This window comes from Streptomyces sp. NPDC001787 (assembly GCF_040297465.1).
Classification (GTDB): domain Bacteria; phylum Actinomycetota; class Actinomycetes; order Streptomycetales; family Streptomycetaceae; genus Streptomyces.
This window is the reverse complement of the sequence record NZ_JBEOZE010000006.1, coordinates 344,194-363,252: the sequence shown is the minus strand read 5'-3', so window position 1 is coordinate 363,252 and position 19,059 is coordinate 344,194. Positions and strand designations below refer to the sequence as shown.

The following is a 19,059-nucleotide window of genomic DNA, read 5'->3' as shown; positions in this document are numbered from 1 at the left end:
CTCTCGAAGGCACGGATTCACCCGGATCGCACACACCCTGGACAGGCCCCGGAAACAGGCGCCGAGCAGGCCCGAGGAGGCCGTCGGCAGGCCCTTTCGAAGGAGGCGGCGTGACCGGTCACCGGATGGGCGTACGCAGAACCGTCACAGCGGCGGTGGTCTCGCTCGCCGCCCTCACCGTCACGAGCGGCACCGCGGCGCACGCCGACGACGACATCGGCTCGCTCAGCGCCCAGGAGATCGTCGACCGTTCCCGTGACGCGTTCCTGAGCGTGGACTCGCTGCACCTCACCACTCGCGGCGACCTCGGCAGGGCGGATTCGCCCATGACGCTGGACCTCGTCCTCGACCGGGACGGCAACTGCGCGGGCGGCGTCGACCTCGGCGACGACGAGGGCTCCGTGAAGATCATCAAACGGGGCGACACCGTGTGGCTGAAACCGGACTCGGCCTTCTGGAAGAACCAGGTGCCCATCGGCGGCTCGGCCTTCGAGGCGATCCTCGACGGCCGGTACATGAAGGGCACCGCCACCGACCCGCGGCTGCGTACGGTGAGCGAGGCCTGCGATCTCGATACGTTCCGCAAGCTGGTCACGGACAACGCGAAGTCCGGCGCCGGCCGGGGCACCCTGGTCAAGGGCGAGGAGACCGAACTCGCCGGCTCCCCGGTGATTCCGGTGGTCCGGACCACGGGCGACAGGACGCTGACCCTGTACGTGGCCACCGAGGGCAAGCCCTATCCGGTGCGGCTCACGGTGAAGGGGCCGTCCGCGGACGCGGTCGTGGGCTTCTCGGCCTTCGACCGACCGGTGCCCGCGGCGACCCCCTCGGCGGACGAGAGCGTCGACGTCAGCGCCCTGCTGGGGCGGACGACCTCTCCCGTCTGACCGACCGGACCCCGGCGCCGGACGCGGCCCGGCGCCGGACGCGGCCTCACCGCACGCGCGGGACGCGCTCCTTGCGGCTGAGCACCGCGTACAGCACCAGCGACGAGACCAGCCCGACCGCCCAGCCGTAGTCGGCCAGCGGCTTCAGGAACGGGATCACTCCCCCGGCGGGGAAGGGACCCTTGCCCGGGGCCGAGTGGGATCCGCCCACGGCCAGGACGCCGCCGAGCGCGAAGGCGGCGACGGCGCGCCGATTCCAGCCGTTGGTGTACCAGTAGCGACCGCCGGGCCGGTAGAGGTCCGCGAGGTCCAGGACGGTGCGGCGGATGATCCAGTAGTCGGCGATGAGGATGCCCGCGACCGTACCGAGCAGTCCGCCGACCAGTCCGAGCCAGGTGAAGATGTACAGCTCGGGGGTCTCGGTGAGCTTCCACGGCATGATCAGCACGCCGACGATGCCGGTGATCAGCGCGCCGGTACGGAAGTTGATGAGCTTCGGCGCGAGGTTCGCCAGGTCGTAGGCGGGTGAGACGACGTTCGCCGCGATGTTCACGGAGACCGTCGCGACGAGCACGGTGATCAGGCCGAAGAGCAGCCCGAAGACGTTGTCGGTCCTGGCGACGAGCTGGACCGGGTCCCAGATGGCTTCGCCGTACACGGCCTGCGAACCGGAGGTGACGAGGACCGACAGCAGGGCGAAGAACGTCATCGTGGTCGGCAGCCCGAGCGACTGCCCCCGGACCTGGGCGCGTTGACCGGCGGCGAAGCGGGTGAAGTCGGGGATGTTCAGCGAGAGCGTGGCCCAGAAGGCGATCATGCCCATCAGCGACGGGAAGAAGACCGGCCAGAAGTCCTTGCCCCAGCCCAGCGCCGACGGCTGGTCCAGCAGCGGACCGAATCCGCCGGCCTTGACCGCGACCCACACCAGCAGGACGACGGCACCGACGAGGACGAACGGGGCCGCCCAGTTCTCGAAGCGGCGCAGGGTGTCCATCCCCCGGTGGATGATGGCGAGTTCGAGCGCCCAGAACAGGACGAAACAGAGCCACAGCGTCCACGGCTGGCCGCCGATCTCGGCGGCCTTCGCCCAGCCTCCGAAGATCTTGCCGAGCAGGGTGAAGATCCCGACCCCGCCGATCCAGGTCTGGATGCCGAACCAGGCGCAGGCGACGGCCGCCCGGATCAGGGCGGGGAGATTGGCGCCGCGCAGCCCGAACGAGGCGCGCGCCAGCACCGGGAAGGGGATGCCGTACTTGGGTCCCGCGTGCCCGGTGAGCAGCATCGGCGCGAGCACGATCAGGTTGGCCAGCGCGATGGTGAACACGGCCTGTTTCCAGTCCATGCCGAGCGCGACCAGGCCGGAGGCCAGCAGCCAGGACGGGATGTTGTGGGCCATGCCGATCCAGAGGGCCGCGAAGTTGTACGTCGTCCAGGTGCGCCGTTCCAGGGGTACGGGCAGCAGGTCCTCGTTGGCGAAGCGGGGGTCGTCGGGGATCCGGCCCGGGGCGAGTTCGACGCGGTCGAGAGCGGTGGGTATCGGTTCCGGCGGCGGTGCGGGTGGGACGGTCGAGGTCATGGCGGGCTGGACCCTTCGCTCGGGAGCGGTTCCGTGCGGGGCGGGGGTGTCGGGTGTGGCGCGTGGGACCGGGGATGGCACATGAGGGGACCGGGGATGGCGCGTGGGGGCGCCGGACGTGCGGTGCGGGAGCCGGCCGGTACGCGGGGCCGCCGCGGAGGGGACGGCGCCGCGCGTGCGGTCAGGCCGACAGGGCCGGAATGATCTCGGAGCCGTACGCGTCGATCGTCGCCTCACGCGCGTCGTGCATGTTGTAGACGGCGAACTGGTCGACTCCCAGGTCGCGCAGGGCCCGGAGCTTCTCGATGTGCGCCTCGGCGGGGCCCAGCAGACAGAACCGGTCGACGATCTCGTCCGGAACGAAGGCCGTGTCCGGGTTGCCGGTGCGGCCGTGGTGGCTGTAGTCGTATCCGGACCGCCCGGCGATGTACTCGGTGAGGGCCTCGGGGACCAGACCCGAGTGCTCGCCGTAGCGGGACACGAGATCGGCGACGTGGTTGCCGACCATGCCGCCGAACCACCGGCACTGCTCCCGGGCGTGGTCGAGGTCGTCGCCCACATAGGCGGGGGCGGCGACGCAGATGGTGATGGAGTCCGGGTCCCGTCCGGCGTCGGACGCCGCCTGCCGTACCGCCTTGATCATCCACTCGGTGAGGAAGGGATCGGCGAGCTGGAGGATGAATCCGTCCGCCTTCTGCCCGGCCAGGGCCAGGGCCTTGGGCCCGTACGCCCCCATCCAGACGGGCAGCCTGCCGTCCTTCACCCAGGGGATCTGGACCCGCTGGCCGTCGACGGTGGCCTCCCGTCCCTCCGCCAGGTCACGGATGACGTCCATCGCCTCGCCCAGGCGGGCCAGGGTGTTGGGCTTGCGGCCCGCGACGCGCATCGCGGAGTCACCGCGCCCGATCCCGCAGACGGTCCGGTTGCCGTACATGTCGTTCAGGGTGGCGAACGTGGAGGCGGTGACCTCCCAGGTGCGGGTGCCCGGATTGGTCACCATCGGGCCGACGATCAGGTGCTCGGTCTGCTCCAGGATCCGGCTGTAGATGACGAAGGGCTCCTGCCAGAGCACCGCCGAGTCGAAGGTCCAGCCGTAGCGGAAGCCGTTGCGCTCGGCGCGGCGCATGAGACCGACGACGGCCGAGGCCGGCGGGTCGGTCTGGAGTACGAGTCCGAAATCCATGACAGGTTCTCCTAGTCCAGTGACTGACTGACTGACAGATGGCCCGAGGGATGCGTGCCGTGACCGGTGCGGCCGGTCCTCACATGGTCGAGCAGTCGCCGTCAGCGGCTCCGGGATGCTGCCCTTGGCTGACGCGCTTCGGAGGGAATCCTTCCATGAGGCCGTGCCGAACCGGGTGCAACGACGCCTCGGACGCGAGTCGCGGAGGGACAATCGTGGACTGCTTTCGGGGCCGTGGGAAGAGGCCGTCCGGACATGGTCATCGGAGAGCACACCCCATATTCGAACGCGTGATCCATATCACCGCGTCGCCACTCCGTGCACAGGGGCCTCTCTACGTCACACCGGCGCAGTGACACGGACCGTCGGGCAGCCGGTTCAGGGCCCTGGAGTTCACCGAGTCGACGGCGCGGCGGGACCAGTCCAGCCAGTCCGTCCCCGCACCGGAACCGGACTCGTCGAGGAGCAGCCGGTGGAGCCCGGCCCATACCCCGGCCGTCGACCACTCCGTGAAGCGTCGGTGGGCCGTCGCCCCGGAGGGTCCGAACGAAGCCGTGGGCAGCTGCCGCCAGCCGCAGCCCGAGGTGGCCACGAACACGATCGCGGCCAGCACTTCCCGGTCGCCGTGCCGCCGACGACCGCCTCCCTGAGGCCGTGACGGGGCCTTCGGCACCACGCGCTGGAACAGCTCCCACAGCTCGTCCGGCACCAGCCGCTCCACAATCCCCGCCACGCCGAAAGCCTACTCGGCCACCGGGACACGGGACGGTGACCGCACGACTCGCGCGCCGTCGGTCAACCCGCCTGCGGGGGAGGGTGGTTGGGGGGCCTCGGTCAGGCGCCGCCGAAGGCGACGACCAGCCCGACGACCAGGGCGAGACAGATCAGGGCCGTCGCGACCGGCCGGCGCCGGCCCGTGCGGGAACGGCGCCGCGGCCGGTCCTTCGAGAGCTGCGACGTCCTCGCCCCGCCCGTGCGGGTGTCGGCGGTCTCGGCCAACAGGCCGCGGCAGCAGGCCGCGAGACGGGCGATGTCGCCGTCGAGCGGGGCGATGGTCTCGGCGCGGGCCGGGGCCGTGGTGCCGCCGTCCAGGATCCGGCCGGCGCGGACCAGCGCACGGTCGAGCCCATGGGCGGTGAGGCTGATCCACCGGCCCGCGTCCTCGCCGCGGATCACCACGGTGCCGCCGCGCTCGCGGTAGACGGTGTGCTGCCGCCACAGCAGCTTCGCCAGCGGCCCGGCGATGTCACGCAGCGTCGGCGTCTGTCTCCTCTCGTCGTTCAACGCGGCGCGGTCCATGCCTCGGAGGCGTGCGAGGGCGCACTCCGGCAGAGCGGCGGGGCGGCATGAGCACGGCTGTGTTCCTGCCGGGGCCTGTGCCCCGGGATGTGTCTGGACAACTCGTCAGTCCTTTCGGGCATCACACCGGTCGGCGTGATCACCGCAGGACTCTAAGGCCTCGGCCGCGGGCCGCAGTTGAGAGGGGCCGGATTCCCGTGAGCCACCGGTCGCGGTTGTCCGGATCACCACGAACCGCGCCGCCCCCGACCGGCCGAGGCGTCGACCCCGCCGATCGGGAACGGCCGGGCAGCGGCCGGGGGCTGTTGCGCCGGGAGGACGGGACAGCCCTCAGCCCACCTCCCGCACCCCGTTTCCCCGCAGCCCGGTGAGGGCGACGCCCACGCCGGCCACCCCGACGAGCGCTATCGCGGCCAGCGCGGTCCGCGGCCCGTCGTACCGGGTGAGCAGCGCGGCGACCGCGGGAAGCATGATGACCGATCCGGCCTGCACCCCGGTCTGATAGACGGACACCACGCGTCCGCGCAGGGCGGGTTCGGTGTTCTGGACTGCCTGCATGTTCAGGGCCGCGAAGGACAGCACGAACGCCGCGCCCACCAGCAGCAGCGACGGCAGCGGCCCGGTGAGGTACGAGGCGGACTCCGGGCGGGCCAGCAGGAACAGCTGGCCCGCCGACGCGCACACGGCTCCGGCGGCGATCGGCCGGGCGGTGCCGAACCGCTGGATGCGGCGCGCGGCGAAGGGCACCGAGACCGCCAGCGGGACACAGGCCGGCAGGAGCGCGAGCGCGGTCCGCCAGGGCGACCAGCCGTACTCGCCGCTCAACCGGAAGGTGATCAGCAACAGCAGGCTGATGTAGGTGCCGTTGAGGGTGGCGGCACCCAGGGTCGAGCGGACCAGGGGCCCGTTGCGCAGCACCGTCCGGGTCAGCCGGGGCGGCTTCGTCCGTACGGTGGCCGGAATCACCCGTATCCCCCACACCAGCAGCCCCAGCGCCACCGGGGCGGGGAACAGGAACGTCCAGTGCCAGGCGTCCGCGGCCAGCAGGCCGGAGAGAAGCAGTCCGACCGTGAATCCGGCCGCTCCGAACAGTGAGTAGACCGATACCGCTCTGCGCTGCCGCGGCCCACCGGGAAAGGTGGCGCCGATGAGCGCCAGCCCGGCGGGCGCGGTCAGGGCCGCGCAGGCGCCCTTGACGACCCGGGACGCGATGAGCACCGCGGTGTCGTCGCTCAGACCCCCGACGACGGAGGCCGCGGCGAACAGCAGCATCGCGGCGAGGTAGCAGCGTCGCAGTCCCCAGCGGGCGCCGAGGACCGGTCCGTACATCAGCATGGCGGCGAAGCCGAGGGCGAAGCCGCTCATCAGCCACTGCACGGACATCAGCGGGAGCCCGAGGTCCGCGCCGATCGACGGCAGCGCCACGAGGACGACCGAGACCTCAAGGGCGTCGAGGACCATGTTCCCCGACAGGACGAACAGCAGCGGCCACTGACCTCCCCCCGTACGGGAGGGGGAGGTCCTGGCGGATGCCGGCGCCTCAGCCACCGGCCGACACCTTGTCCCGCTCCGTTCCCGGGGTCCGCTCGCCGGACAGCTTCGCGAGCAGTGCCGGGAGCCGTTCGCTGATCAGCTCGATGTTCCGGGCCACCAGGTCGTCGGGCATGCCGGCGACGCTCGCCCAGAAGATGAGGTGCTTGACCGGAAGTCCCCTGGTCCGCTCGTGGATCCGGGCGGCGGCGTCCTCCGGGGTGAGGATCTCCAGCGTGGCCCAGCCGTTGTCGCCGGGGCTGTCGGGGAAGTCCTCCGGCCTGAGCAGCGGCGGCCTCGGCTGATCGGTGCCCTGCACCGACAGCTGCCGGTAGCTGTTCATCTGATGGGCCAGATGCGGGGCGACCCGGGGCCAGGCCGCTTCGGGGTCGTCGGCCAGGATGACCGGGAGCAGGTCCGATACGCGGGCGTCGGCGGGATCGTGGCCTCCCTCGACCAGACCGGCCCGGTAGTGCGGGAACATCTCGGTGGAGATGTGCAGCAGCCCGATGCCGAGCCGGCCGGCGATGCGTGCGCCTCGCGGACCGTAGAACCCGCCCCACAGCGGCACCGGGCGCTGGATCGGGCCCGGGGTGATGCCGCCCTCCTCCCACAGCCTGCGCACCTCACGGATGTTCCGCTCGACACCGCTGAACCGGTGACCGAAGTCGGCGCCGAACAGGTCGTACTCGGGCACCCGGTAGCCGGCGCCCATCCCGAGCTCCAGCCTGCCGCCGCTGATCAGGTCCACGATCGCGGCGTCCTCCGCGAGCTGGGCGGGCCTGCGCAGATTCGGCAGCATCACGGCGGTGCCGATGCGTACGCGGCGGGTCCGCGCCGCCGCGGCGGCGGCGAACGTCAGCGGCTGCGGCAGATAGCCGTCCTCGAAGAGATGGTGCTCCGTGAACCAGATGCCGTCCGCGCCGCGCCGGTCCGCCTCCTCGCAGAATTCCAGGGAGCGTGCGTAGTGGTCGGCCCACGGCCGGTGCCAGGCGTCCGGGTTGCGCAGATCGAAGAGGATTCCGACGTGCATGCTGAGGTCTCCGTTCGTGGTGGGCCGGGAAGCGGAAGAGCGGGCAGCGGTCAGCCCAGGAGGGTTCCGCCGCTCGCGTCGATGAACGCCCCGGTCACCCAACGGGCCTCGTCGGTGGCCAGAAATGTCACGACGTCCGCGACGTCCACCGCCGCGCCGACCCTCTTGAACGCCGACAGCTGGGCCATCTGCTCGACGGCCTCGGGGATGGCGAACACCGGGCTGCCGTTGTCGGTGATCCCCGGCGCCACGCTGTTGACGGTGATGCCGCGCGGGGCGAGGTGCCGCGCGAAGTGCAGCGAGATCTGCTCGATCGCGCCCTTGGTCATCGCGTACGCCGCCTGGACCGGGTTGGCGAACCGGGTCAGTCCCGACGAGATGTTGATGATGCGGCCGCCGTCGGAGAGCAGCGGCAGGGCGCGCAGCACGATGAAGTACGGAGCCTTCGCGTTCACCGCGAAGAGCCGGTCGAACTCCTCGGGAGTGACGTCCTCGGGCGCGATGTCCGGGGAGGTCCGGCCCGCGTTGTTGACCAGGATGTCGAGCGTGGTCTCGCCGGTCCGCTCCTTCAGCCCCCGCTCCAGACCGAGGAACAGCTCGTGCACATCGCCGGGCACTCCGAGTTCGGCCCGCACCGGGAAGGCCCGGCCGCCGTCGCGCTCGATCAGCCGTACGGTCTCCGCCGCGGCGTCCTCGTTGGAGGAGTAGTGCACGGCGACCAGAGCGCCCTCCTCGGCCAGCCGCTGGGCCGTGGCCCGGCCGATTCCCCGGCTCGAACCGGTCACCAGCGCGGTCTTGTTCGTCAGCCTGCCCATCCTGGAACTCCTGTTGTCCGAAGGGGTCGTGGAAGGTGGTGCGGTGGTGCAAGGTGGTGCGGTGGTGGGACGTGGTGCGGCCCGTTGCCCGAGGGGCCGGAAGGGCGGCGGGCTGTCGAGTCCGCTGATCACCCGGGACAGCCGCCTGCGGACGTCGCCGGACCCCATCAGCGCGGTGAAGGTCTCCCGGAGCCCCTCCACCTCGTGCCCGCCGAGCAGCAGGAACGACTGCGCCTGGATATGGGTGAGGGTCCGGGCGCCGACGGCATGGCGTATCCCGCCGTAGTCGTCGAGCAGTTCGTCACCGGCCGTCCCCGCGATCCGGTCCGCCAGCCGGCCGCCGAGTTCGGCGGCGTCCTGGAGCCCCAGGTTGAGCGCCATCCCGCCGACCGGCATCTGCACATGCGCGGCGTCCCCGGCGAGGAGTACCCGGCCCCGGCGGTAGCGCGTGACCTGGCGCAGGGTGTTGTCGAAGGCGTTCAGCCACAGCGGCCGTCCATGGCCGATGCGCTCGCCCGTCACCTTCGTCCATGCCCCGGCGACCTCGTCGAAGCCCGGCTCACCCGTGCGTTCCGCGGGGGCGGCGCCGAACACGTGCACCATGACCCGGGTACTGCCGTCCGGCCAGCGGTGGGCGGTGGCCAGGCCCTTGGGCAGCCGCTCGAACCGACGGTCCGGGATGTCGATGCCCGCGACATCGGCGCGCAGCATCTCCCGGGTCGCCGCCTCGCCGGCGAAGTCGAAGCCGGCGAGCCGTCGTACGGTGGAACGCCAGCCGTCGCAGCCGACCGCGTAGGAGCCCGTCAGCTGTTCCCTTCCGCCGTCCGACGTGACGGTCTCGACCAGCACCCGGCCGTCCCGGTCGGCGAGACCGACCAGCCGCCGGTCCCGCCGTACGACCGCGCCGAGTTCGACGGCCCGCTCCTGGAGCACCGCCTCGACGCGGGTCTGGGGGCACTTCCACTGTCCGGCGTACGGATGGCCGGGGTCGGCCGCCCCCAGGTCGAGCCGGATGCCGCCGAAGTGTCCCGGTCCCCCGTCCGGGAGGGTTCCGAGCCGGTCCAGGATGCCGCGTTCGGCGAACAGTTCCATCGTGCGGGCGTGCAGGGTGGATGCCCGCGACTCACTCATCGGCGCGGCCAGTTGCTCGACCACCTGGACCCGTACGCCGTGTGTGCGCAGGTCCCCGGCGAGCAGCAGTCCGACGGGGCCGGCGCCGACGATCACCACATCGGTGTCGGCCCCGGTCCGGGGCGGCGGTGCGGACATCGGTCAGCGCCGTGCTTCCGCGTACGCCCTGGCGTGGGCGAGCGTCGCCCGGCTGTTGGTTCCGAGCGCTTCCCTGATGAACTCCCGTGCCTCGGGGATTCCGGCGTCGGGGCCGAGGATCGCGGTGATGTTCTCCTCCTTGATCACCACGGTGTGCTGGGAACTCGCGGTGGCGGTGTTGTCCGGCTCCTCGTCGAACCGCCAGTACCCGGTGTGCAGGGTCATCAGCGCGGGCAGCGTGGTCTGCTTGTACACGATCCGCCGGTGCGGGAAGCACACCCGGACCGATTCGGTGAGATGCGTGGAGCCGTCCTTGGCGCGGGTGTGCATCCGCAGCACCTGGAGCCCCGGGGTGTCCTCGGTCAGTTTCACCTCGCTCACGTGCGGGAGCCGTTCGGTCCACAGCTGGGCCTCGTTGACGAAGTCGTAGAGATCCTTCGCGGACCCTTCGGCCCGTACGGAGTCCACGAACGAGAGCGTCAGCGCGTCGGCCCGCGCGGTCTCCTCAAGTCCGGCCTTGACGGCGGGGAGTTCGGCTCTGCTGTTGCGGTCCACGGCCTCGTCGATCCACCGCAGGCCTTCCGGGTCGTCATCGATCGCCCGGTATTCGTGCAGCAGCCGCAGCCGGGTCTCGTCGGCTCCGAGGGGCTCGATGATCCATGTGCCGCTCATCTCCGCGACGGGAGGTGCGGAGACCTCCTGCCGGAAGGTGATGCGCAGTCCTTCCGGGTCGAGTTCCCGGCGTGACGTCCAGTTCTTCGCCTCGCCGTTGGCGGTGGCCCAGATGCGTATCCGCTCCTGGTTCCCCTCCCGCTCCAGGTACTCGACGTACACCGACGGCGGGAACAGCCGCGGCCAGTTCTCGACCTCGGCGAGCAGTCGGTAGACCTCTGCGGCACTCGCCAGGACGGTGATCTCGTGGGCGACCTCGCGGCCGGCTTGCTCGGACATGCCGTTCTCCCCTCTCGTCCTTACGTCAGAAGTTGCCGAGCCCGCCGCACACGTTCAGCGCCTGGGCGGTGATCGAGGCCGCCGGATCCGAGGCGAGATAGCCGACCAGGCCCGCCACCTCCTCGGGCGTCGAGTACCGGCCGAGCGGGATCTTGGCCTGGAACTTCTGCAGGATGGCGTCCTCGGTGGTGTCGTACGCGTCCGCGTAGCCCTGCCGGACCCGCTGTGCCATCGGGGTCTCCACATAACCGGGGCACACCGCGTTGACCGTGACCCCGGTCGGCGCGAGTTCGTTGCCCAGTGCCTTGGTGAATCCGACGACACCGTGCTTGGACGCCGAGTAGGGGGCGCCGAGCACCACGCCCTGTTTGCCCGCGGTGGAGGCGATGTTGATGATCCGCCCCCGGTTCTTCGCCCGCATGCCCCCGGCGTTGAGCACCTCGCGGGTCATCGTGAAGACACTGGTCAGATTGGTCGCGATGACGTCCGCCCAGAGGTCGTCCGCGATGTCGGCGGTCACCCCGCCGCCGCTGCGGCCCGCGTTGTTGACCAGGACGTCGATCGTCCCGAACCGGGCGACCGCGGCCCGCACCACCTCCGCGATGTCCTCCCGGGACCGTACGTCGCCCGTCGTGCCGTCCACGTCGAGGCCCTCGGCCCGGAGGGCCTCGACGGTTTCCGCGACCGCCTTCTCGTCCCGGGCGCAGAGGAACACCCGGTGTCCCTGCTGGGCGAGCAGGCGGGCCGAGGCGAGACCGATTCCGCTGGTCGCACCAGTGACCAGGGCGACCCTGGCAGTGATGTCGGGCATGTTCCGCACCGTCCTTTCCCGGTCAGAGCGCCCGCGCGGCGGGCAGATGGGTGTTGACGAGGTCGATCAGCTCGCGCGGGGTGCGGGCTCTGGCCAGCACCTCTTCGTCCAGGCTGATGGCGAATTCCCGCTCGATCCGGCCGGCGGTCTCCAGCAGGGCGAGCGATTCGTATCCGAGGTCCTCGAAGGCGGTGTCGATGATGTCCGCGTCGAGGTCGACGCTCTCGTCCGTACCCGCGCCCTCGCGCAGGATGGTCTTGAGCTGTTGGAGGGTGAATGCGTCGGCGGGCATGTCCGGTCCCTTCGTCAGAGGCGGGTGTGATCGACGGCGCGCACGACCATGGCGGAGTTGAATCCGCCCTGGCCACGGGCGAGTACGAGTGCGCTGCGCAGTTCCGCGGGGCGCGCCGTACCGGTCACCAGGTCGATCTCGTACGTGTGCGACAGCGTGGAGCCCGCGGTCGGCGGGATGACTCCGTCGCGTATCGACAGGAAGGCGGCGGCGAGGTCGAGCGGGGCGGCACCGGAGTACAGCCGGCCCGTCGTGGTCTTCGGTGCCGTCACCGGCACCCCGCGGGGCCCGAAGACCTTGGTGATCGCCTCCGCCTCCGCCCGGTCGAGTTCCGGGACGGCCGCGGCGTCCGCGAACACCACCGAGATGTCCTCGGGCGCCGACTCCGCGTCCTTCAGGGCGAGTTCGATCGCGTTCTGCAACGTCGGCGCCCGGTCGGCGCCGGGCCTGGGGTCCAGCGTGGAGGCGTGGCCCGCGATCTCCCCGTAGACGCGCGGAGCACCGCGCTCCAGGGCGTGTCCGGCGTTCTCCAGCACCATCAGCGCGCCGCCCTCGCCGGGGACATGGCCGCGGGCCCGGTCGTCGAAGGGCAGGTACGCGCGTTCCGGGTCGTCACTGGTGCTCAGCCGGCCGCTGGTGAGCTGGGCGACCCAGCCCCAGGGGCAGATCGACGCGTCGACCGCGCCGGAGATCACCATGCTGGTGCCCTTGCGGATCTGCCTGCGGGCCTGCGCGACCGCGTCGAGCCCGCCCGCCTGGTCGCTGACCACCACGCTGCTCGGTCCGCGCAGTCCGCCGCGGATGGAGATCTGTCCGCTGTTGACCGCGTAGAACCAGGCGAACGACTGGTACGCGCTGACGTACTGGCCGCCCTTGCTCCACAGCGCCCTCAGCTCGTTCTGGCCGAACTCGAAGCCGCCGGAGTGGCTGGCCGTGATGACCCCCACGTCGTAGTCGGGCAGTTCGGACGGGACGACACCGGCGTCCGCGAACGCCCAGTCGGCGCCGACCAGGGCGATCCGGGTCATCCGGTCGGTCTGGGGCAGCAGCCGTCCGGGCAGATGCTCCCCGGCTTCGAATCCGCTTATCTGACCGGCCAGCCGGCACGGGTAGGGCGAAGGATCGAAGTGGGTCACCCGGCCGATGGCGCTGCGGCCGGCCAGTGTGGCCGACCAGTACTCCTCGATGCCCAGCCCCGTGGGCGCGGCCACTCCGAGTCCGGTCACCCAGGTGCGGGGCGTCATCGGAGCCTCCGGTCGGGCTTCGCCAGCACCACCGCGCTCTGGAAGCCGCCGAATCCGCTGCCCACCGAGAGCACCGCCTCGGTCTTCCAGTCACGGGCGGTCAGCGGTACGTAGTCCAGGTCGCACTCCGGGTCCGGGGTGTGCAGATTCGCCGTCGGCGGCACCACGTCGTGCGTCATGGCGAGTACCGAGGCGGCGATCTCGATCGATCCGATGGCGCCGAGCGAGTGCCCGACCATCGACTTGATGGAGCTGACCGGGGTGCGGTGGGCGTGGTCCCCGAGGCTGCGCTTGAACGCGGCCGTCTCGTGCCGGTCGTTCTGCTTGGTCCCGGAGCCGTGCGCGTTGATGTAGTCGATGTCGTCGGGGTTGAGCCGGGCCTCGTGGAGCGCGACCCGGATGGCCTCGGCCATCTCCTTGCCGTCGGGGCGCAGTCCGGTCATGTGGAAGGCGTTGGAACGCGTCGCGAAACCGGCCACCTCCGCGTAGATCTTCGCGCCGCGGGCCCGTGCGCTCCCCCACTCCTCCAGCACGAACACCGCCGCGCCCTCACCCATGACGAACCCGTTGCGGCTCGCGTCGAACGGGCGCGAGGCGTGCGCCGGGTCGTCGTTGCGAGGGGTCGTGGCCTTGATCGCGTCGAAGCAGGCCACGGTGATGGGCGAGATGGGAGCGTCGGCCGCACCCGCGATCATCACGTCGGCCGAGCCCTCCCTGATGACGTCGGCGGCGTAGCCGACCGCGTCGAGGCCGGAGGTGCAGCCGGTCGAGACCACGGTGCTCGGTCCTTCGGCGCCCACGGCCCAGGCGACCTCGGTCGCGAACGAGCTGGGCACCAGGTAGTTGTAGAGATGCGGAACGGCGTAGGTGTGGTCGACCAGTTCCAGCCGGCCGTCGTCGCTGACGGTGCGGTACTCCTGGTCCAGGCCGGTGGTCGCGCCCACCGCGCTGCCGATCGTCACCCCGGTGCGGTGCGGGTCCAGCGTGCCGAACTCCAGCCCGCTGTCGGCGACCGCCTCGCGTGCGGTGACGACGGCGAACTGTGCGGCCCGGTCCATCCGCCGGATCTCCTGCGGGGTCAGCCCGGACAGTTCGGCGTCGAAGTCGACCTCGGCGGCGACCTGGGAGCGGAAGGGCGAAGGGTCGAAGAAGGAGATGCGGCGGGTGGCGGTCCGGCCGTCGGTGAGCAGCTTCCAGAAGGCCTTCGCGCCCTGGCCGCCCGGAGCGGTCACACCGATGCCGGTGATCACGACGCGGCGGGCGCCGGTGGTGCTGTGCGCTTCGCTCATGACTCCCGCCAGTGGTAGAAGCGCCGGGCCATGGCGTCCGCGGGCGAGCGCCAGGTCTCGGGGTCGTAGGCCTCGATGTGCGGTTTGAGGTCCTCGCTGATCCGGACGAACCGGGAATCGGTCTTCGCGTCCTCGATCAGCCCGGCGCCGTTGTCCTCGTCGAAGTCCTGCAGATGGAAGTAGAGGCCCCGGTACGCGAAGAGCTGGCGGCGGCGGGTGCCCATGCGGCCGGGCATGTCGGTCGCGTCGAAGGCGCCGAAGAGTCCGGCGACCTCCTCGGCCGACGCCGAAGCCATCCTGGCCACGATCAATGTGCTGTGCATCGTTCCCTCTCGTGTGCTCGTCGGCCCGTACTCGTCGGGCTCGTGTCCATCGGGCGGCGCGTGCTCAGCGCGCCGGCCCGAACCAGCGGTCCAGGGCCATCGGCAGGTCGTGGTGGCTGCCGGGCGCCGCCCAGGCGACATGCCCGTCGGGCCGGACCAGGACGGCGGCGGTGCCGGCCAGCGGGCTGTCCGCCGGGATGTCGTGCGAGGTCGCCGTCACGATGTCGACCCGGTCGCGCCACCCCTGCGCGCGCCGTCGCAGCCGGGCGTTGTCGTCGAGGTCGAGGAGCACGCCGCGGGCGGGCCGCAGCAGCGTGCCGCTGTCGGTGCGCCCGCCGCCGCGGACCAGTGCGAGCCGCGGCATGCGCGCCCCCAGCAGGGGGTGGCTGCCGCCGCCCACGTCGTAGCGGATGTCCAGGCCGCTGACCCGGGCGGCGAGATGGCGTTCGACCTCCGCGTGGTCCAGCAGTTCGCCGAGCACCTCCCGCAGGGGTCCCACCTCGTCACCGCCGAGGATGAGCGTGCTCTGTGCCCGCGTGTTCGTCAGCAGCTTGCGGCCGACCTCGTGCCGTTCCCCGTGGTAGCTGTCCAGCAGCGCCCCGGGCGCCGTGCCGCGCACCACGGCGGCGAGCTTCCAGCCCAGGTTCACCGAGTCCTGCACGCTGGTGTTCATGCCCTGCCCGCCCGCGGGCAGATGGACATGCGCCGCGTCTCCGGCCAGCAGTACCCGGCCGCGCCGGTACTCGGTGACCTGACGGGCGGCGTCGGTGAACGCGCTGACCCACACCGGCTCGGCGGCGGAGATGTCGATGCCGGTCAGGCGTTTCCAGACATCGGCCACTTCACCGAAGCCGGGCGGCCCGGTGCGCCTCTCCGGCGGCGGAGTGCCGCGCTCCCCGACGATGATCCGGTGGATCCCGCCGGGCAGCCGCGCGACCATCACCATGCCCCCGGGGGTCTGCTCGCCGATCATCCGGGGTTCCAGTTCGACGCCCCGTACATCGGCGAGAAACAGTTCCGTGGTGGCGGGCGTGCCCGGGAAGTCGAAGCCGGCGGCCTTGCGCACGGCGCTGCGTCCACCGTCGCAGCCGACCAGATACCGGGCCCGCAGCGCCCGTTCGCCGCCGCGGACCGTCACGGTCACTCCCTCGGCGTCCTCCACGAATCCGGTGAACTCCTGCCCGCGCCGGATGTCCGCGCCCAGCTCCCCGGCCCAGCCTTCGAGCACGGCCTCCGTCCTCGACTGCGGGACGGCCACGGCGGACCGGTGCGGGGCGCCCAGCAGCCCGAGGTCCAGCGGCAGACCACCGAAGTGGCCCGCCTCGCTCGTCCGGATCTCGCCGAACCGGGGAAGCAGACCCCGCTGGTCGAACACCTCCATCGTGCGGATGGTGAACCCGATGCCGCGTGACTGCCCCGTCGGTGCCGGCAGCCGGTCCAGCACGATGACGTCGATGCCCGCCAGGCGCAGTTCTCCGGCCAGCATGAGCCCGGCGGGGCCGGCACCGACGACGATGACTGAAGTGTCCATGCGTTCCTCCGGAGATGTCAGCGAGGTGGCAGAGAGAAGGCCATCAGGAATTGCGGCGCAGGCGCTTATTTCTTGTCAAGATTCTCGGCGATCCGCGCGAGGACCTCGTTGGCCGCGAGAAACTCGTCCTCCGAGATTCCGGCGAGCGATTCCGCCGCATGCGCGTTTACCAGCAATTCGGCCCGCTGGTGCGCCGCCTCGCCCGATTCGGTGAGCGTCACGGTTTCCTCCGTCACCGTGACCCAGCCCCGGACATCGAACTCGTCGATGACGGACTGATACGAGTCGACACCGTCGGCGACCAGGAATGGAGCGAATGCGGCGTCGATCCCCGCCACGGAGTCCACCTTGATGCTGAGGGCGTGCAGCACTTGCCACTGCCGCCGGGTCAGCTTCTGACCCGCGAGGGATCTCCCGGTGGACGCGTCGAACTGCTGGTGAAGAAGGAGGAGCCAGTAGCCGAGGCGCTTCGTCGTGTTCTGCTGGAGCATAGAGCGCACCCTCCCGGGGTTCACGGGCCGATTACCCGGCCACAACGACCCTGACAGCCGGCCGCAGTTCCGTACAAGGGAGGACGGTAGATCCTACGGTGAACCCGCAGGATTCCTATCGGCGGACCGGCCGATTGTTTCGGCGGTATTACCTGAAAGCATTCTCTTGTTTACGGGACGCGAAAGCGCCGCCCCCCTCGGTGCGGTGGGCGGCGCTCGGAGCCGGGTCGGGGCTCGGGGCGTGCGGGTGCTCAGGACATGTCGGTACTCAGTGCGGCGACCAGCTCCCGCCGGCCGGAAATGGAAAGCTTCCGGTACACGTTCGACAAGTGGAATTCCACCGTCCGGACCGTCAGGAACAGCGTCTCCGCGATCCGCCGGTTGCTGTAGCCGGCTCGGGCGAGCTGCGCGATCTTGACCTCCTGCCGGGTGAGCCCACGGATGTCGCGGGCGGCGCTCAGCCGTTCAAGCGCGGTCGTGACGCGGTCCGACCAGAAGGTGTTGCGGCACTCCCTCGCCACCACGGAGGCCGCCTCCAGATGGCGCCGCGCGCTGGTGAGGTCCTTGTGCTCGACCCGCAGCACGGAGAGGTCGTAGAGCGCCCGGACCAACTCCGTACGCGCACCGCCGAGACAGAGCAGCGCGACGGCCTCGTCGAGCAGGGGCACCGAAGTCTCGTCCCGCCGCGCCACCGCCACCGCGTGCAGCGCCGTGCCGACACTGCGCGGGGACCCCCATTTGCGGGCCGCGATCAACTCGTTCTCGGCCAGCGCGAGCGCCAGGTCGAATCTGCGCGCGGCCAGTGCGCCGAACGCGGCCTTCGAACGCCAGGGAATCACCGCGGGGTTGACGACATGGAACGCGGAGAGGATCCGGCCGCAGGCCGTGAAGTCGTCGATGGCCTGCGCGAACCGGCCCGTGGCGGTGTGCAGGGCGCCCCGGGCGGCCAGGATGTGCACCCGGTCGGGCAGCGCCTCGTCGAGCCGGCCCGCCAGCTCGTGTTCGAGCAGCACCTTGTGCGCGCGTTCGTACTCACCGAGGTCGACCAGCGCTTCGACCAGCCAGGAGGCCGCCAGCAACTCCAGTGACCCCGGCATCGTGTGGGTGAGTACGGACCCCAGGAGATCCGACGCCCAGCGCGCGTCGCCCAACAGGAGGCTGCTGCGCGCCTGGAGCAGGGTCAGCAGATCGTGATGGCGGGACGATCCCGCCCACAGGGGATCCTGGGCCAGCCGTTCGCACTGCGCGTTCGCGGACACCACATCGCCCGCGTAGAGCAGCGTGAGGATCGCCCGCCACATGCACCGGGCGTCGGCGCGCGACTCGGCCTCGTCGAGCACGCGCTCCGTCCGCTCGATGACCGTCACACGGCTCGTTCCGAGGTTGGCCAGCTCCATGGTCCGCACAACCGGGCAGGTGTCCGCGGACAGCACGCGGTGGCCGGGCCCCACCCCCGCTTCCCCCGGAATGTACGGGGACGTGCCGCCGCGCGGGCGAGGTGCGGCCCGGTGGTCGAGGTCCTGGATTCCGGGAAGATCCGCTGTCAGGGTTCCGGGTGCGTCGAGAACGTAGGTGTCCGCTGATATATGCCTGCCGTAGTCCTTGGCCATTTCGCTGCTAACCCCCATCGCTGATGATCGGTCTCACATGGCGTCGCATGGTAAATGGGCTCGATCCCGGCCGAAGCGAGAATGCTCCGCGCCATGGCACCCCGCGCCCGGCACCCGATACGGGCGGGGAATCCGGGGCGGGTCGCGATGGCGGAGCGGGGACGGCCGGGTGATTCACGGATCGGTGCCTGCGGACCGCCGTCGGCATGCGGTGGCGGCAATCCTTCCCGACAACGGCCGGACGGCACTGTCCGGCGTGACCGAGCGGCTGTTCGTGGTGGTGGTCCGGGTCGGCCGGATGAAGAGCACGGGGCCTTGACAGCCGCATTAGACCGTACGCGGATCGCGCCGGGGACGGGAACTTTTCCGGCCACTGTCGACGATCTCATTTGGTACCTCGGGCGATGCGGTGGGATTCACGAAATCCGGGAGGGTGGAGCGAGGGCACGAGGATGATCACGACTGGCGGCGAGGCCTGAACCAGCCGCCCCGTCGCGTCCCCACAGAGGAATCCCGGACAGCTACCGGGGCTTCGGCACATGCCAAATGAGATTGCACAGAGAACGGACGATACAGGCTTATCCGGCAGAGATTTGGCCGGAGTGAGAATTACCTTTATCAGACCCTTCACATGCGATGGCCGAAAAATCTCACACTTTGGCACAATATCGCTGCCCGGATCTGTTCGGTATCCCGCCGAGTACCCCGCACGAAGCCCTCGTTCACTTCCGACCGGCCAACGGGAAAGGTGTGGAATGAGGAGAGGAATGGTGGGGCATCGGTGCGAGAGCGCCGAACCCACAGGCGGGGAGGCGCAATTGCGGGGAATGGGGCGATGAGGTGTCCCGTCCGCCCGAAGGAAGCCGCATGCGCGCGAAGGCGCGTGACGGCACGTGACGGCTCATGAAGGCGCATGCGGGCCCCA

The 19,059-nt window shown here is 70.8% G+C and carries 16 protein-coding genes and 1 pseudogene; 1 reads left to right on the top strand and 16 read right to left on the bottom strand.

What is annotated here, in order from left to right; all coding sequences use genetic code 11:
• Positions 1-110: 110 nt before the first annotated feature.
• Positions 111-887: a hypothetical protein gene (locus tag ABT170_RS11910; protein ID WP_502970505.1), complete on the top strand. Its 777-nt coding sequence runs from the start codon at positions 111-113 to the stop codon at positions 885-887.
• Between the two features lie 46 nt (positions 888-933).
• On the opposite strand, the gene ABT170_RS11905 is transcribed toward ABT170_RS11910, so the two are convergent.
• The 16 genes and pseudogenes from ABT170_RS11905 to ABT170_RS11830 all read right to left on the bottom strand — a co-directional run bounded on the left by ABT170_RS11905 (position 934) and on the right by ABT170_RS11830 (position 18,152).
• Positions 934-2,463, bottom strand: a complete 1,530-nt coding sequence (locus tag ABT170_RS11905) for an NCS1 family nucleobase:cation symporter-1 (RefSeq protein WP_351866218.1) — start codon at positions 2,461-2,463, stop codon at positions 934-936.
• Between the two features lie 181 nt (positions 2,464-2,644).
• Positions 2,645-3,646, bottom strand: a complete 1,002-nt coding sequence (locus tag ABT170_RS11900; RefSeq protein WP_329944980.1) for a TIGR03842 family LLM class F420-dependent oxidoreductase — start codon at positions 3,644-3,646, stop codon at positions 2,645-2,647.
• A gap of 358 nt (positions 3,647-4,004) precedes the next feature.
• Positions 4,005-4,379: pseudogene (locus ABT170_RS11895) on the bottom strand (transposase); the annotation flags it as partial.
• Positions 4,380-4,480: 101 nt separating this feature from the next.
• Positions 4,481-4,930 carry a hypothetical protein gene (locus ABT170_RS11890; protein ID WP_329944979.1) on the bottom strand — a complete coding sequence of 150 codons (450 nt, stop codon included), beginning with the start codon at positions 4,928-4,930 and terminating at the stop codon, positions 4,481-4,483.
• A 345-nt stretch (positions 4,931-5,275) separates the two neighbouring features.
• Positions 5,276-6,493: an MFS transporter gene (locus ABT170_RS11885; protein ID WP_351866214.1), complete on the bottom strand. Its 1,218-nt coding sequence runs from the start codon at positions 6,491-6,493 to the stop codon at positions 5,276-5,278.
• The gene (locus ABT170_RS11880) at positions 6,486-7,508 is read right to left on the bottom strand and encodes an LLM class flavin-dependent oxidoreductase (RefSeq protein WP_329944977.1); all 1,023 of its coding nucleotides are present in this window, start codon (positions 7,506-7,508) and stop codon (positions 6,486-6,488) included. Before ABT170_RS11880 ends, ABT170_RS11885 begins: the two co-directional genes overlap by 8 nt.
• A gap of 50 nt (positions 7,509-7,558) precedes the next feature.
• Entirely contained in the window at positions 7,559-9,592 is a 2,034-nt protein-coding gene (locus ABT170_RS11875; protein ID WP_351866209.1) for an SDR family oxidoreductase, read from the bottom strand.
• 3 nt (positions 9,593-9,595) lie between these two features.
• Positions 9,596-10,543 (bottom strand): aromatase/cyclase, encoded by a 948-nt coding sequence (locus ABT170_RS11870; RefSeq protein ID WP_329944975.1) that lies wholly within the window; start codon positions 10,541-10,543, stop codon positions 9,596-9,598.
• Between the two features lie 25 nt (positions 10,544-10,568).
• Positions 10,569-11,354: a 3-oxoacyl-ACP reductase FabG gene (gene fabG, locus ABT170_RS11865; RefSeq protein ID WP_329944974.1), complete on the bottom strand. Its 786-nt coding sequence runs from the start codon at positions 11,352-11,354 to the stop codon at positions 10,569-10,571.
• Positions 11,355-11,376: 22 nt separating this feature from the next.
• Positions 11,377-11,646, bottom strand: coding sequence for an acyl carrier protein (locus ABT170_RS11860; RefSeq protein WP_329944973.1), 270 nt, complete (start codon positions 11,644-11,646; stop codon positions 11,377-11,379).
• 14 nt (positions 11,647-11,660) lie between these two features.
• The gene (locus ABT170_RS11855; protein WP_329944972.1) at positions 11,661-12,890 is read right to left on the bottom strand and encodes a ketosynthase chain-length factor; all 1,230 of its coding nucleotides are present in this window, start codon (positions 12,888-12,890) and stop codon (positions 11,661-11,663) included.
• A complete protein-coding gene (locus tag ABT170_RS11850; RefSeq protein ID WP_351866204.1) occupies positions 12,887-14,179 on the bottom strand; it encodes a beta-ketoacyl-[acyl-carrier-protein] synthase family protein in 1,293 nt (430 codons plus the stop codon). The genes ABT170_RS11855 and ABT170_RS11850 overlap by 4 nt, the downstream gene beginning before the upstream one ends.
• Entirely contained in the window at positions 14,176-14,502 is a 327-nt protein-coding gene (locus ABT170_RS11845; RefSeq protein WP_351866201.1) for a TcmI family type II polyketide cyclase, read from the bottom strand. The genes ABT170_RS11850 and ABT170_RS11845 overlap by 4 nt, the downstream gene beginning before the upstream one ends.
• A gap of 64 nt (positions 14,503-14,566) precedes the next feature.
• Positions 14,567-16,033 (bottom strand): FAD-dependent monooxygenase, encoded by a 1,467-nt coding sequence (locus ABT170_RS11840; RefSeq protein WP_351866198.1) that lies wholly within the window; start codon positions 16,031-16,033, stop codon positions 14,567-14,569.
• A gap of 65 nt (positions 16,034-16,098) precedes the next feature.
• On the bottom strand, positions 16,099-16,524 hold the full coding sequence (locus ABT170_RS11835) for a hypothetical protein (protein ID WP_329944968.1): 426 nt from the start codon (positions 16,522-16,524) through the stop codon (positions 16,099-16,101).
• A gap of 251 nt (positions 16,525-16,775) precedes the next feature.
• The gene (locus ABT170_RS11830) at positions 16,776-18,152 is read right to left on the bottom strand and encodes a helix-turn-helix transcriptional regulator (protein ID WP_351866194.1); all 1,377 of its coding nucleotides are present in this window, start codon (positions 18,150-18,152) and stop codon (positions 16,776-16,778) included.
• Positions 18,153-19,059: the final 907 nt, after the last annotated feature.

What these genes read in the sequence shown, in the direction of transcription:
- ABT170_RS11905 (WP_351866218.1), bottom strand. Translation starts at nt 2,463, where the DNA reads ATGACCTCGACCGTCCCACCCGCACCGCCGCCGGAACCGATACCCACC.
- ABT170_RS11900 (WP_329944980.1), bottom strand. Translation starts at nt 3,646, where the DNA reads ATGGATTTCGGACTCGTACTCCAGACCGACCCGCCGGCCTCGGCCGTC.
- ABT170_RS11880 (WP_329944977.1), bottom strand. Translation starts at nt 7,508, where the DNA reads ATGCACGTCGGAATCCTCTTCGATCTGCGCAACCCGGACGCCTGGCAC.
- ABT170_RS11875 (WP_351866209.1), bottom strand. Translation starts at nt 9,592, where the DNA reads ATGTCCGCACCGCCGCCCCGGACCGGGGCCGACACCGATGTGGTGATC.
- ABT170_RS11870 (WP_329944975.1), bottom strand. Translation starts at nt 10,543, where the DNA reads ATGTCCGAGCAAGCCGGCCGCGAGGTCGCCCACGAGATCACCGTCCTG.
- fabG (WP_329944974.1), bottom strand. Translation starts at nt 11,354, where the DNA reads ATGCCCGACATCACTGCCAGGGTCGCCCTGGTCACTGGTGCGACCAGC.
- ABT170_RS11860 (WP_329944973.1), bottom strand. Translation starts at nt 11,646, where the DNA reads ATGCCCGCCGACGCATTCACCCTCCAACAGCTCAAGACCATCCTGCGC.
- ABT170_RS11855 (WP_329944972.1), bottom strand. Translation starts at nt 12,890, where the DNA reads ATGACGCCCCGCACCTGGGTGACCGGACTCGGAGTGGCCGCGCCCACG.
- ABT170_RS11850 (WP_351866204.1), bottom strand. Translation starts at nt 14,179, where the DNA reads ATGAGCGAAGCGCACAGCACCACCGGCGCCCGCCGCGTCGTGATCACC.
- ABT170_RS11845 (WP_351866201.1), bottom strand. Translation starts at nt 14,502, where the DNA reads ATGCACAGCACATTGATCGTGGCCAGGATGGCTTCGGCGTCGGCCGAG.
- ABT170_RS11840 (WP_351866198.1), bottom strand. Translation starts at nt 16,033, where the DNA reads ATGGACACTTCAGTCATCGTCGTCGGTGCCGGCCCCGCCGGGCTCATG.
- ABT170_RS11835 (WP_329944968.1), bottom strand. Translation starts at nt 16,524, where the DNA reads ATGCTCCAGCAGAACACGACGAAGCGCCTCGGCTACTGGCTCCTCCTT.
- ABT170_RS11830 (WP_351866194.1), bottom strand. Translation starts at nt 18,152, where the DNA reads ATGGGGGTTAGCAGCGAAATGGCCAAGGACTACGGCAGGCATATATCA.